We start from the raw sequence: 12,245 nt of genomic DNA on the forward strand, positions 1-12,245 counted from the left end.
GTTTCAGTGGGCGAGTGCGGCCAGGGCGCGGAGTCCTTCGAGGATCTCGTCGGCGGTAGGCGCGGTCGTGGGGTCGCTGAGGTGCTGGATCATTACGCCTGACATGAGGGCGAGTTGGACACTGCCGAGTGTGCGTACCGACTCGTCTGCAACCTGGTCCTCGGGCACGTTGGTGAGGATTGCCGCCATGCCCCGGCGGCCCTCCGCGATGCCGCCCGTTAGGGCCTGGCGCAGCTCGGGCTGGCGCTGGGCTTGCATGAACAGCTCTATCGAGGCGAGCCACAGGTCGGGCTGAGCGGTGAGGTCGTCGATGAGGCTCTGCCAAATCCGCGCGAAGTGCGCCCGGGTGCAGTCGTCGGCGTCGGGGCGCAGCGCCCGGCCAACAGAGTCGCCCCATTCGTCGAGGATCTCGAACAGGGCCTGGTTGAGCAGGGCTTCGCGGGAGCCGTAGTGGTAGCCGATGGCGGCCATGCTCACGCCGGCAGCGGTGGCGATGTCGCGGACGCTGCTGTGGTCGTACCCCTTCTTCCGCAGGCAGGCCTTGGCGCCGACGAGCAGGGCTTCGCGATTTCCCATGCGGCAGACCGTAGCACCACTTTGCGCGCTCGCCTAGTGCGATCGTTTTGCGCGAACGCCTTGCGCGATCGCCCAAATCTGCTTACTGTCCGTCCCATGACAAAATTCATGACGGCTTCCAGGGCGTCCGCCCTCGCCGTGTCGGTGGGTCTCGGGCTCGCCCTGGCCACCCCGGTGCTCGCCCAGGCCGCGGGACTCGACGGTGTTGCCGACCGGACGGTGCTCCACACGACCAACGGCACGGTGCGCGGCACCGCCGACGGCCCGATCCGCAGCTTCCAAGGCATCCCGTACGCCGCCGCACCGGTCGGCGACCTGCGCTGGAAGGCACCACAGCCCGCCGCGACCTGGACCGGGACGCGGGAGGCGACCAGCCCCGGCGCCCCCTGCCCCCAGCCGGAAGGGCTACCCGTCGGAGTCCCCAGCGAAAACGAGGACTGTCTCTACCTGAACGTCACGACGCCCGCCGCGACGGCGACCGAGAGGCGGCCGGTGCTCGTCTGGATCCACGGCGGCAGCCTGATGTACGGCAGCGGTGACATGTACGGCCCCACAAGCCTCGCCACGAACGGCGCGGTCGTGGTGTCGATGAACTACCGGCTCGGCATCATGGGCCACTTCAGCGACCCCTCCCAGCCCGGCGCCGACGGCCTGAGTCTGCAAGACCAGCAGGCCGCCCTGCGCTGGGTCCGCGCCAACGCCGCCGCCTTCGGCGGTGACCCCGGCAACGTGACGATCATGGGCCAGTCCGGCGGTGGCTTCAGCGTCTGCGGCCACCTCGCCTCCCCCGCCTCCGCCGGCCTGTTCCACCGGGCCATCGTGCAGAGCGCCCCCTGCGCCACCGACGGCTCCCGCACGCGCGCCGAAGCCGAAGCCGACACCAGGAGGGTCATCACCGCAGTCCACTGCGAGCTGGACACCGCAGCATGCATGCGAGGCAAGCCCGTCGCTGAACTCCTTGCGGCCTACGGCCCGTTCAACGAGCCTCGCCCGGTGGCCGGAACGGCGCTGATGCCGCTGCCGCCGGCCGAGGCCCTGCGCACCGGCAGGTTCAACCGGGTCCCTGTCCTCATCGGCGTCAACCACGACGAGGAGCGCGGCATGGTGCTGGGCGAGGAACTCGCCGCGGGCACCCCGATGAAACCCGAGGACTACGAACCCGCCATCCGCGCACAGTTCGGCGAAAACGCCGACGCCGTGCTCGCACGGTATCCGCTGCGCGACTTCGGCTCGGCAGGCGAGGCCCTGGCCACCGTCCGCACCGACGCGCTCTGGTCGACGCCCACCGTGGACACCGCGCGGATGCTGTCGAAGTGGACCCCGACGCGGATGTACGAGTTCAGCGAGCGCGACACCCCCTGGTTCACCGGCTACCCGGCACCCAGCTTCGCGCACCGCGCCGGCCACATGACCGAACTGCCCTACCTGTTCGACGACATCGCCCTGTTCGAGGCCATCGCGCCGGAGCAGGACGCCTTCCGCGACCGCATGCTGCGTACCTGGACCGGCTTCGCCGCGACCGGCAGGACCACCTGGCCCAGCTTCCGCAGCGACCACGGATACGTGCAGACACTGTCCTCGCACGCCTGGCAGCGCGCGGACTTCACCACCGACCACAACTACGGCTTCTGGGGGAACCTCCGCTAACACCGGCCCACCAAGCGCGGGGGTCACCGGCTCGACCAGCAGTAGCCCCTGCCGCCGACAGCGGTGCGGCCCGGCACCGGAGAACCTCCGGTGCCGGGCCGCGACTGGTGGTAGGGGTGTCAGTCCTTCTCGACCGCGGGCGCCGACTTGCCACCGTTGGCCAGGATGCCGTCCAGGATCTGGTCACCGCCGCCGCGGGAGGCCCCGAGCCGGGCGAGCAGTCCGGCCAGGTCGACACCGGTCAGGTCACTGCCGAGCTGCAGCCCCTGGGCGACGTTGGCGGCGACCGACTTGGTCAGCGAGCTGGCGCCGTCGGTGGAGATGACGGTCAGCTTGTCGATCGCGCCGACCGGGGCGCTCGCCGCCTCGACGACCTGCGGCAGCATCTTCACCAGCAGGTCGAGCACGGCCGCCTCGCCGTACGCGGAGAAGGCCTCGGCCTTGCGGGACATCGCCTCGGCCTCGGCCTGGCCCTTGGCCAGGATCGCCGCGGCCTCCGCCTGGCCCTCGCGCTCGATCGCCTCCGCGATCGCGGTACGACGGCGCTGCTCCGCCTCACCTTCCTTGGCACCCTCGATGGCATTCGCCTCGGCGAGTGCCGCCCGGCGGGCCCGCTCGCCCTCACCGGTCAACCGGGCCTGCTCGGCGGCGGCCTGGGCGGCGGCGATGGTGGCCTGCCGCTCGGCGTCGGCGGCGAGCACCTTCGCGTTGCGGGCCGCCTCGGCCTCCTGCTCCACCTTGTAGCGGGCCGCGTCGGCCGGCTTGCGGACCTCGGTGTCGAGCTGGCGCTGCTTGAGTTCGGCGTTGCGCTCGGCAACCTTCTGCTGTTCGGAGAGGATCGCCTGGTCCCGCTCGGCCTGGGCCAACGGACCGGCGGCCGCCGACTTCGCCTTGGCCGCGTCGATCTCGGCCTGGATCCCGGCCTGCTTCAGCGCCAGGTTCCGGTTCGCCTCGGCGATCACCTCCTCGGCGAGCAGTCGCTCCTGCTCGGCCTGCTGCCGGGCCCGGGCCTCGGCGATCGCCGCGTCCTTGAGTACCCGGGCGGCCTCCGGCCGGCCCAGGTCCTGGAGGTACGACCCCTCGGCCAGGATGTCCTGGAGCTGGAAGGTGTCGAGCACCAGACCCTGGTTGGTCATCGAGTGCTCGGCCTCCTCGGCGACCGCGCTGGCGAACGCCGCCCGGTCCCGGATGACCTCCTCGACGGTGAGCCGGCCGACGATCGACCGCAGCGCACCGGCGAGCACCTCACGGGTGAAGCTGTCGATCTCGTCCTGCTGGTGCAGAAACCGCTGCGCGGCGGCCCGGATCGCGTCCTCGGTGCCGCCGACCTTGACGATCGCGACACCGTGCAGCTCGGCCCGGATGCCCTGCTTGCTGACCGCGCCCTTGATGCTGACGTCGATCCGCCGGCTGGACAGGTCGAGGGACTGGAGTTTCTGCACCACCGGCAGGACAAAGACCGACGCACCGAGGACAACCTTCTGCCCGGACATGTCGGTCGACCGGGTGCCGTCGGCGCCCTGGGTCGTACGTCCCTTGCGGCCGGTGACGATGAACGCCTCGTTCGGTCCGGCGACCTTGATCCGGGAGAGCACGAAGAGGATGAGGATGAAGGCGAGCAGTACCGCTCCGCCGATGGCGACGAGGATCAGCATGACACCGTCCGTTTCGGAGTGAGGGTTGGCGACGACACGAGGGCACGGTCGAGCTGAGCTGGGGTGAAGGAGAGTTGACGAGTGGGGTCTAGTACGTCGCGACGAGGACGCTCGTCTCGCTCAGCGCCTCGACGACAAAGATCTGGGCGCCGGTCGCGATCGGGCGTTCGGACTTGGCGTTGAGCTTCACCGGCTGGCCGGCGATCCGGACGCGTACCTCGCCGTAGCCGGCGGTAGGGATCGGGGTGACCACCACACCGAGCGCGCCGACCAGGTCGTTGCGGGTCGGGGTGGCGTCGGTGCGCATGTTACGGGCGGCCCGGGAGATCCGGGAGGCGAGCCAACCGGCCGGGACGGCCGCCAGCGTGCCGAGCGTACCGGCCGCCACGATCTGGCCGACGCCACCACCGCCGAGTAGTTCGTTGGCGATCGCACCGCCGAAGCCGAGGACGCCGGCGAAGGCGGCGACCGCCTCCAGGCTGATCGGACCGTCGATGTCCGGGTTGCCGATGTGTGCGAGTTCGGTGCCGAGCAGCGCCAGCGCGAGCACCGCGACGCCGGCACCGCCGATGATGAGGAAGATCAGGGTCCCCGCTGCCACGACCTGAAAGGTAGCTGACAGTGGCAAACGCGCTCGGTGGTCGGACCGACACGGCTCGGCCCCGGTCGCGATGACCGGGGCCGAACGGAGCGCAGGGGTTTCGAAAGCGCCGGTGCGTGACTACTTCAGCGCGGCGATCTGGATCAGGTTTCCGCAGGTGTCGTCGAGGACGGCGGTGACCACCGGGCCCAGGTCGGTCGCCTCCTGGGTGAACTCGACGCCCAGCGCCTTGAGCCGCTCGACCTCGGCGTACACGTCCTCGACGGCGAACTGGGTGAACGGGATGCCGTCGGCGACCAGGGCCGCCTTGAACGGTCCGGCCGCAGGGTGCCCGTCCGGCTCCAGCACCAGTTCGACACCGTCCGGGTCGGCCGGGGAGACCACGGTGAGCCAGCGGGCCTCGCCGGCGGGTAGGTCGGTCTTCTTGATGAAGCCGAGCTTCTCGGTGTAGAACGCCAGCGCCTTGGCCTGGTCGTCGACCAGCACGCTTGTGACGTTTATCCGGATCACGATTGTGGTTCCTCTCGGTTGACGAGCCACCGGTCGACGATCGAGCGCAGCGGGCTCGGGTTGATGTGGTGGAACTTGAACCGGCCCTGCCGCCGGGTGTGCACCAGACCGGCCTGTTCGAGGACGGCGAGGTGTTGCGAGATGGCCTGACGGGTGGAGGCCAGGCCGTGTTTCATGGTCAGCCGGCTGCAGATCTCGAACAGCGTCTGGCCATCCCGTTCGGTCAGTTCGTCCAGGATGATGCGTCGGGTCGCGTCACCGATCGCCTTGAACAGGTCGGCGTCTGCGTCCATGCCCACCATTTATAGGCAAGTTGTCACTTGCCTGTCAACGGTCAGGAGTATTTCGTCAGCGCGTTTCCGCGACCGCGGCCTCGTACGCCGCCTGCAGTTCGGCGAAGACCGACGGGGTGCCCGGCGGCCGGGGGATGCCGAGGTGCTGTTCGCGCAGCTCGTCCATGAACCGGTCCCACAGGTCGGGGCCGCCCCGTTCGAGGAGTTCGGCGCGGACGGAGAGTTCGTGGCTGGCGGGCATGTGTCGGCGGCCCCAGGAGCCGAGTGCCGCCATCACCGGTACGAGCTGTACGCCCGCCTCGGTGAGGCTGTAGCGGATCTTCTGGCGGTGGGTCTGGTCGTCGGTGCGCGAGAGCAGGCCGTGCGCGACCAGCCGGCGGAGCCGGTCGGCCAGGATGTTGGAGGCGATCCCCTCCTGGGAGCCGGTCAGCAGTTCGCGGAAGTAGTGCCGGTTGCCGAACATCATGTCGCGCAGCACGACCAGCGACCACCGGTCGCCCAGCACCTCGACCGCCAGGTTGATCGGACATCCCGACCGGTGCGGCTCTTCCACGTCAGCCATCCGTTCCGATTGTACTTTGCAATCGCTGGTGTTAGCGTCGCGTCGACCACTTGCGATCTGCAATCAGCCCCGGAGGTGTGATGGAGGCGGCGAGCGCGACCATCGACCGGCGCTACAGCGACGAGAAGGCCGAGGCGGTGCCGTGGGCGGCGGCCGAGGCGAGGCTGGCCGGGGCGGAGGTCGCCTGGATCGTGACCGTACGGCCCGACGGCCGTCCGCACGCGACCCCGATGGTCCCGGTGGTGCTCGACGGGAAGGTCTACTTCCACACCGGCGACACCGAGGTGAAATACGCCAACATCCAGGCCAACCCCCAGGTGATGGTCCTGGCCGGCGACACGGCCTGGGACTGCGGCCTCGACGTGGCGATCGAGGGGACCGCCGCCGCGGTGACCGACGAGGCACTGCTGCGACGGGTCGCCGCCCGCTACCGCAGCCGCTGGGACGGCCGTTGGCAGCTCGACATCCAGAACGGTGCCCTGGTGTCCAAGAATCCCGGCACCCAGGCCGTCGTCTTCGAGGTGACACCGAGGGCGGGGCACGGCAACGCCAAGGGCGACCCGTTCGGGCACACCACCTACCGCTACTGAAACCGGCACGACACAGCGCAGGAAGAGGCGAGACAGATGAGTAAGGGTGGCTTCTCGGCGAGGCGCCTGGCTCGGGTACGACGGCAGCTCCAGCGTCACGTCGACTCGGGCTTCGTGCCGGGTGCGATGGCCGTCCTCGCCCGCCATGGCGAGGTGCACGTCGAGGCAGTGGGCAACCTCGCGTTCGAGGGGGCGGGAGCGAAGACGCCGATGGCGGCCGACACCATCTGGCGTACCGGCTCGATGACCAAACCGATCATCGCCGCGTGTGCCATGACGCTCGTGGAGGACGGCACGCTGCGCCTCGACGATCCGGTCGACGACCTCCTTCCGGAGCTGGCGGACATGACGGTGCTCGCCGACCCGGACGGGCCACTCGACAACACCGTCCCGGCGAACCGTCCGATCACGCTGCGGGACCTGCTGGCCAACACCGCCGGCACCGGAATGGTCCCGGCCATGCCGGGAACGGTCCCGATCGCCGACGCGCTGGACGCGCTGCGCTACCCGTCGCCGGACGAGTGGCTGAAACAGCTCGGCGCGCTTCCGCTCGTCCACCAGCCGGGTGAGCGCTGGATGTACGACGTCGCCTCAAACGTGACCGGCGTACTCGTCGCCCGGGCCACCGGCATGTCGTTCGGGGAGGCCGTGCGTGAGCGGATCTGCGATCCGCTCGGGATGAAGGACACCGCGTTCCACGTGGGCGCCGAGAGCGTCGACCGGTTGGCGACGGCGTACGAGCGGGACAACGGCCCGACCGGTGCGGCGGTGGTCGAGGACGCTCCCGACGGGCGGTTCAGCCGGCCCCGGGCGTTCGAGTCAGGTGGTGGCGGGCTGGTCTCGACCGCCGACGACTACCTCGCCTTCGCCTCGGCCCTGCTGGCCGGCGGTTCCCACCACGGCGAACGGGTGCTGTCGCGGCCGTCGGTGACGCTGATGACGAGCGACCAGCTGAACCCGGAGCAGAAGGCGGTCTCCGGGTTCTGGCCTGGGTACTTCGACAACATGGGCTGGGGCTTCGGGATGTCGGTCCGGACCCGTCGTACGCAGCTCGGCCCCTCGGTCGGCAGTTACGGATGGTCCGGCTTCTACGGCAGCGCATGGTACAACGACCCCGCCGAGGACCTGACGACGATCGCCATCATGCAGCGGGCACACGCGGGCGACCAGACCATGCCGATGTGGACCGACTTCTGGACCGCCGTCTACCAGTCGATCGACGACTGACAGAGCAGGCCGGCGGGCCGCCACGGGGGCGGCCCGCCGGCCGGTACCCGACAGAACCGGCCGCCAGCCCACCCGACAGTCCACACTGGTCTGATGGTCGCTGGTGAGGGGCGCAGTCAGATCGTCGAGGTACGCGACGATCCGGCCGCCGAGTCGGTGCCGCGCTGTCGGGCGTACCGGCTGCCGGACGCCCTGGTCGAGCCACCCTTCGAGGCGTTCCAACCGTTCTGATCCGACGTCCGCAGATGACCTACGGCACCATGACGGCGTGCCCGATCAGCCTGTCTTCAGCGATCCGTGGTGGGACCTGCGCCGGGATGGTCCGGCTGAGCAGGCGCAGCGGCGGGCGCTGCACGCCCAGCTTTTTTCCGAGATCGCTCCTGGTCACCCTCTCCACGGACAGCCCGTGGAGGTGGTCGCCCGATCGAAGGCGTCGGACGACATCGTTGTCCAGACCGCCGGGCGGTGGGCGATCGTGCACCTCACCTGGGAGAACGCGATCCAGACACCGCCCTGGCCCGTGACATGCCTTTACGAAAGCGCCAGTGATTTCGTACGAAAGCTGCCCGAGCCAGGCTGACCGCTTTGGGTCGCCGGCACACTGGTCTGGTGGCGGGAGATGACATGAGGCCGGCTGGGAACGGTGTCGACCCTGTTCTCTACCCGGACATCGTCCGGGCAGGAAGCCTGCAGCGCGCCCTACAGGCCGAGTGCGACGCGGCCGGCCACCAGCTTCGGGCGTTTCTGCCGTCTGCACCAGGCTGGCGTCAGGTGGGCGCGAGGGTCGAGGACAACCAGTGGTGCACCAACGTGCTGATGGCTCGCCTCGAACGGTCGTTCAGCGTGAACTTCTGGGCTCGGGGGGTCCTGATGGCCCGGGGCTCCACAGGCGACCTGTCCGAGGTCGCCGGCGCGGCCGCCACCTGGCGGTCCGGCGTACGGGTCCGCGACCTGGGCGCCGCCTGGGCGTACGTCAGGTTCGGCCCGCTCGCCGAGGCGCACGAGCGTGGTGAGGCGGCGGAGTTCACCTGGCGCAGGTACGCCGAGAATGCTCACCAGGCGCCGCAGCTGACCCGGTTGGCCTCGTTCGTCAACCTGGCCATCCAGGAGCCGAGGATGCGGGCGCTGATGCCGTTCACCAGCCACTGGCGGCTCGGGTTCAGCCGTACCGTCGGTTATCCGTACAGCGGAGACTGCCCCTGGGTGATTCCGCTGGACGACGGGCGTTACCAGGTGCGGGCCGCAGACGGACGTGAGTGGGGCATCGGCGACGCGACCGCCAGCCTCAACCTTGTCCTGGCCGCGCTGGACGATCCCACACCGAGTTGAGCCACCGGTCGGCGGGCACTTCCGCCGCGTCGTCCGTGATCACGTAAACGACGGCCGGCCATGGCAGGCCACGGTTTACGTGATCACGACGCTCAGGCGCTGAGGGTGTTCTCCTTGAGGGCGGTGAGGAAGCTGGTCCAGCGGTCGTCGGGGGTAGCGGAGTACGGGTCCGGTCCGGTCCTTGCTGTGGCGGACGGCGACCCGGCCCGGCGGCTCACTCGAAGGCGGTGGTCCAGTTCCGGACCTTGTAGAACTCGGCACCGGAGCGGGTCTTCGTCTCGGTGGCGGTGCCGGCGGAGTCGAAGAACTGCACGGTCGGGCTGCCCCAGGTACGGGAACCGGTGTTGTCGCCGCGTACCCAGGCCCGCTCGCCGCCGGGTGTCTGGTTGACGTACGCCTTCACCCGGGTCGTGCTGGAGATCCTGGTCAGGGTACGGCTGCTGGTGTTGACCGAGAAGACCCCGGTGGTGTGGGTGATCAGCAGGGTGTTCGGGTCGGTGTACGAGGGCTGCAGGTCGTGTCCGAGGTTCGGCCTCACCACCCCGTCGGCGTTGGTGTACGTGCCGAGGCTGATCGCGGTGCCGGTCGCCGCGAGCCGGGTGCTCCGGTACGTCCCGTTGATCTTGTATGACACCAGCTTTCCCTCGCCGATCGCCCAGACGTACTTGTGGGTCGGGTCGTAGAGCACGCCGTGCGCGCCCGGGAACGAGATGGTCTGCACCAGCGCCAGGGTGCCGGGGTCGCTGATCGCGGTCGGCGAGTAGAGCTTGAGGGTGCCGCCCGAGCTGGCCACGACGATCGAACCGTTGTCCGGGATCCGTTCGATGGCGTGCGGGTTGCCGCCGGGGGTCGCCTGCCACAGGATGTCGGCGGTGGTGGCCCGGGGTTGGCCGCTTTTCACGTCGACGATCGCCGCCCGTCCGCCGGAGGCGGTGACCAGGGCGACGGTGCCGAACGCTGCGGTGGCGCGGATCCGCACGTCGGAGATGTTCTGCCAGGCGCCGGAGGTGGTGCCCGGGGTGAACTGCCAGTGGAGGTTGGCGTCGGTCCACGCCACGTTCCGGTTCCAGACCAGTACCCGGTTGCTGACCTGTTCGGTGGTGGCCAGGTAGTAGTTGTCCGCGGCTGCGGCGGGACCGGTGGTGCCGACGGCCGTGGTGGCCGCCACCGCCGTCGTGACGAGGGCGGCCAGGATCGCGTTGCGCATGGAGTCCTCCCCGGGGATCGACACGACTGACAATAGTCTTTGTCGATGCCTGTGGGGAAGAAACTTTTCTTCAGGTTGCGTCAGTTCGGCGCGACGAGGACCTCGGCCTTGATGAACTCCCTCGGCAGTGGGAGGCGTTGCAGTTCCGTACCCTTCAGGTCGATCAGCACCGCGGCCGGCCCCTTGGCGCCGGCTGAGTCCAGGTAGAGCAGCCAGTCGTCCCGGATCCAGGTGACGTCGGCGCTGGGCAGTCTGTTGATCGACTTTCCCGTCCCGACGTCCACGAGCTGCGCCGACTCGACACCCTGGAGCGCGACGTACCGTCCGTTCGGCGACCAGGCGGTCGTGCCGGAGACGTTGCCGGGCAGCGGTACGACCCGGACCGGTTCGGCGCCGTCGACGGCGAAGATCTCCATCTGGAAGTGGGGCCGTTTTGTCTTGTCGTCCGGAGTGGCCGCGATGGCCAGCTGCGGCAGGGCGATCTCCCGACCGTTCGGCAGCCAGCTGAACCGACAGATCTCGGGGCAGATCTGCCGGTTGGAGACCGGGAACTGCCGGAACGAGCTGTTCGCGGGGTCCAGGATCCCGAAGCGTGCCCCGGCCGGATTCTTGTCGAAGATCGTGACCAACAACTGACCGCCGTCCGGAGACCACCGTGGACTGAGGATCGTCCCGACCGCACTGGTCCACCGCACCTCGCGGGTGGTGAGGTCGAGCAGGCCGATCTCGTTCGAGCCGACGGTGCGCTGCACCGCCACCAGCGAACCGCGCGGAGCGGGCAGGACCTGCTGGTACTCCTTGCCGAGGTTGACGTACCGCCCGGCGGCACGGTCGTACACCCAGGAAGCGGAGATGACCGGCTGGGCGACCGCGAGGGCGATCCAGCCACCGGGCAGCACCAGCGGCCTGTCCTGCCAGTCCTTGCCCACCGACGACACCGGGGACGGCTCGGCGGGCGGCGGCAGGAGAGCGGCGGTCGGCTCGGCGGTCGGCTCGGCCGACCCGGACTCCTCGGGCGCCCCGGCGACCGTCGAGGGCGGCGGCTCCGTGTCGGGGCGCAGCCAGACGTACGGTGCGGCGATCGTCGCCACCGCGACGACCATCGCCGCCGTGGCGCCGACCCGGCGCCGGCGCCGGATCCGTCGACCCTGCCTGACCACCCCGGCCAGGAAGTCCGGCGACTGGTGCGGGTCACCCGCCAGTTCGTGTACGGCCTCCCGCAGCATCCGTTCCGTGTTGCCGTTCACCCGTACACCTCCGTCCGTTCTGTCGCCGCCGTCCGATCGTTGCGCCGGCCCACCAACTCCGGTTGCCGTAGCAGGGCGGATCCGCCCCCGGTGGCCGGGTCGTCGCGATTGCCCCCGCCGGGCGTGCCGTCCCCGCCGGGCGTGCCGCGCCGGTCCGTCCCGGGCGCCAGCTCGGCGAACTCGGGTACGAGGTCACGGAGCTTGGCGAGGGCCCGGGACGCCTGACTGGCCACGGTGCCCGGCCGGCAGCCGAGCATGGCCGCGGTCTGCTCGACCGTCTGGTCCTCCAGGTAGCGGAGCACCAGGACCGCCCGTTGCCGGGGCGGCAGTTTCCGCAGCGCGTCCCGGAGCAGCATCCGTACCGCGGTGTCGTGGTCGAGTTGTCCGGCGGCGACCGCCTGCCGTTCCGGCACCTCGGCGACGGTCACCTCGGAGCGTCGGCCCCGCCGCCGCCAGAGCGACACCTGGTCGTGGTAGAGGATCTGCCGGACGTACGGCTCGGCGTCGCCCCGGATCCGCGGCCAGCGGGCGTACGCCTTGGCCAGCGCGTTCTGCAGCAGATCCTCGGCGGCGTACCGGTCGCCGGCGAGAGCCTGGGCGACCCGGAGCAGCACGTCACCCCGTTCATGCACGAACCGGGTGAATTCCTCCTCGGACGTCCGTCCCACGCTCACCTCCCCCGTGCAGAGACGCTCCGCACCGGGCAAAAGTTTGCCTCGCCCCGGGAAAAAACCGCGCGCCGGCGTGGCTGCCCGAACCGGTGGTGACCTGCGCCGGGACGCGGGTCGGGGGGGGGGCGCG

General features: G+C 70.1%; 14 protein-coding genes and 1 pseudogene. 6 read left to right on the forward strand and 9 right to left on the reverse strand.

What is annotated here, in order from left to right; translation table 11 throughout:
- Positions 1-3 precede the first annotated feature (3 nt).
- Complete coding sequence (locus tag ABGB05_RS22845; RefSeq protein ID WP_347655502.1) at positions 4-576, reverse strand: TetR/AcrR family transcriptional regulator; 573 nt, start codon at positions 574-576, stop codon at positions 4-6.
- A 96-nt stretch (positions 577-672) separates the two neighbouring features.
- Between ABGB05_RS22845 and ABGB05_RS22850 the strand changes: the two genes are divergently transcribed.
- Complete coding sequence (locus ABGB05_RS22850) at positions 673-2,223, forward strand: carboxylesterase family protein (RefSeq protein WP_347655503.1); 1,551 nt, start codon at positions 673-675, stop codon at positions 2,221-2,223.
- A gap of 119 nt (positions 2,224-2,342) precedes the next feature.
- Here ABGB05_RS22850 and ABGB05_RS22855 read toward each other — a convergent pair whose 3' ends face one another.
- The 5 genes from ABGB05_RS22855 to ABGB05_RS22875 all read right to left on the reverse strand — a co-directional run bounded on the left by ABGB05_RS22855 (position 2,343) and on the right by ABGB05_RS22875 (position 5,844).
- Entirely contained in the window at positions 2,343-3,878 is a 1,536-nt protein-coding gene (locus tag ABGB05_RS22855; RefSeq protein WP_347655504.1) for an SPFH domain-containing protein, read from the reverse strand.
- Between the two features lie 88 nt (positions 3,879-3,966).
- Entirely contained in the window at positions 3,967-4,479 is a 513-nt protein-coding gene (locus ABGB05_RS22860; protein ID WP_347655505.1) for a hypothetical protein, read from the reverse strand.
- 120 nt (positions 4,480-4,599) lie between these two features.
- A complete protein-coding gene (locus ABGB05_RS22865; protein WP_347655520.1) occupies positions 4,600-4,986 on the reverse strand; it encodes a VOC family protein in 387 nt (128 codons plus the stop codon).
- Entirely contained in the window at positions 4,986-5,291 is a 306-nt protein-coding gene (locus ABGB05_RS22870) for a metalloregulator ArsR/SmtB family transcription factor (RefSeq protein WP_347655506.1), read from the reverse strand. The genes ABGB05_RS22865 and ABGB05_RS22870 overlap by 1 nt, the downstream gene beginning before the upstream one ends.
- A 46-nt stretch (positions 5,292-5,337) precedes the next feature.
- Positions 5,338-5,844 (reverse strand): helix-turn-helix domain-containing protein, encoded by a 507-nt coding sequence (locus ABGB05_RS22875; protein ID WP_347655507.1) that lies wholly within the window; start codon positions 5,842-5,844, stop codon positions 5,338-5,340.
- 80 nt (positions 5,845-5,924) lie between these two features.
- On the opposite strand from ABGB05_RS22875, the gene ABGB05_RS22880 reads away from it, so the two are divergent.
- From ABGB05_RS22880 to ABGB05_RS22900, 5 genes are all read left to right on the forward strand, one after another.
- Positions 5,925-6,434 carry a pyridoxamine 5'-phosphate oxidase family protein gene (locus ABGB05_RS22880; protein WP_347655508.1) on the forward strand — a complete coding sequence of 170 codons (510 nt, stop codon included), beginning with the start codon at positions 5,925-5,927 and terminating at the stop codon, positions 6,432-6,434.
- 36 nt (positions 6,435-6,470) lie between these two features.
- On the forward strand, positions 6,471-7,661 hold the full coding sequence (locus ABGB05_RS22885; protein WP_347655509.1) for a serine hydrolase domain-containing protein: 1,191 nt from the start codon (positions 6,471-6,473) through the stop codon (positions 7,659-7,661).
- Positions 7,662-7,754: 93 nt separating this feature from the next.
- Positions 7,755-7,892 carry a hypothetical protein gene (locus tag ABGB05_RS22890; RefSeq protein WP_347655510.1) on the forward strand — a complete coding sequence of 46 codons (138 nt, stop codon included), beginning with the start codon at positions 7,755-7,757 and terminating at the stop codon, positions 7,890-7,892.
- A 37-nt stretch (positions 7,893-7,929) separates the two neighbouring features.
- Positions 7,930-8,241, forward strand: coding sequence for a hypothetical protein (locus ABGB05_RS22895; protein WP_347655511.1), 312 nt, complete (start codon positions 7,930-7,932; stop codon positions 8,239-8,241).
- Positions 8,242-8,432: 191 nt separating this feature from the next.
- Complete coding sequence (locus tag ABGB05_RS22900; RefSeq protein WP_347655512.1) at positions 8,433-8,990, forward strand: DUF6193 family natural product biosynthesis protein; 558 nt, start codon at positions 8,433-8,435, stop codon at positions 8,988-8,990.
- A 214-nt stretch (positions 8,991-9,204) separates the two neighbouring features.
- Here the strand turns inward: ABGB05_RS22900 and ABGB05_RS22905 are convergent, their stop codons facing one another.
- The 3 genes and pseudogenes from ABGB05_RS22905 to ABGB05_RS22915 form a co-directional block, all read right to left on the reverse strand.
- The gene (locus ABGB05_RS22905; protein ID WP_347655513.1) at positions 9,205-10,197 is read right to left on the reverse strand and encodes a DUF6528 family protein; all 993 of its coding nucleotides are present in this window, start codon (positions 10,195-10,197) and stop codon (positions 9,205-9,207) included.
- Between the two features lie 80 nt (positions 10,198-10,277).
- The gene (locus ABGB05_RS22910; protein WP_347655514.1) at positions 10,278-11,444 is read right to left on the reverse strand and encodes a hypothetical protein; all 1,167 of its coding nucleotides are present in this window, start codon (positions 11,442-11,444) and stop codon (positions 10,278-10,280) included.
- A 182-nt stretch (positions 11,445-11,626) separates the two neighbouring features.
- Positions 11,627-12,112: pseudogene (locus ABGB05_RS22915) on the reverse strand (SigE family RNA polymerase sigma factor); the annotation flags it as partial.
- Positions 12,113-12,245: the final 133 nt, after the last annotated feature.

Source organism: Plantactinospora sp. B5E13, from assembly GCF_039871775.1.
GTDB lineage: Bacteria > Actinomycetota > Actinomycetes > Mycobacteriales > Micromonosporaceae > Plantactinospora.

What these genes read in the sequence shown, in the direction of transcription:
- ABGB05_RS22845 (WP_347655502.1), bottom strand. Translation starts at nt 576, where the DNA reads ATGGGAAATCGCGAAGCCCTGCTCGTCGGCGCCAAGGCCTGCCTGCGG.
- ABGB05_RS22850 (WP_347655503.1), top strand. Translation starts at nt 673, where the DNA reads ATGACAAAATTCATGACGGCTTCCAGGGCGTCCGCCCTCGCCGTGTCG.
- ABGB05_RS22855 (WP_347655504.1), bottom strand. Translation starts at nt 3,878, where the DNA reads ATGCTGATCCTCGTCGCCATCGGCGGAGCGGTACTGCTCGCCTTCATC.
- ABGB05_RS22870 (WP_347655506.1), bottom strand. Translation starts at nt 5,291, where the DNA reads ATGGTGGGCATGGACGCAGACGCCGACCTGTTCAAGGCGATCGGTGAC.
- ABGB05_RS22875 (WP_347655507.1), bottom strand. Translation starts at nt 5,844, where the DNA reads ATGGCTGACGTGGAAGAGCCGCACCGGTCGGGATGTCCGATCAACCTG.
- ABGB05_RS22880 (WP_347655508.1), top strand. Translation starts at nt 5,925, where the DNA reads ATGGAGGCGGCGAGCGCGACCATCGACCGGCGCTACAGCGACGAGAAG.
- ABGB05_RS22885 (WP_347655509.1), top strand. Translation starts at nt 6,471, where the DNA reads ATGAGTAAGGGTGGCTTCTCGGCGAGGCGCCTGGCTCGGGTACGACGG.
- ABGB05_RS22890 (WP_347655510.1), top strand. Translation starts at nt 7,755, where the DNA reads ATGGTCGCTGGTGAGGGGCGCAGTCAGATCGTCGAGGTACGCGACGAT.
- ABGB05_RS22905 (WP_347655513.1), bottom strand. Translation starts at nt 10,197, where the DNA reads ATGCGCAACGCGATCCTGGCCGCCCTCGTCACGACGGCGGTGGCGGCC.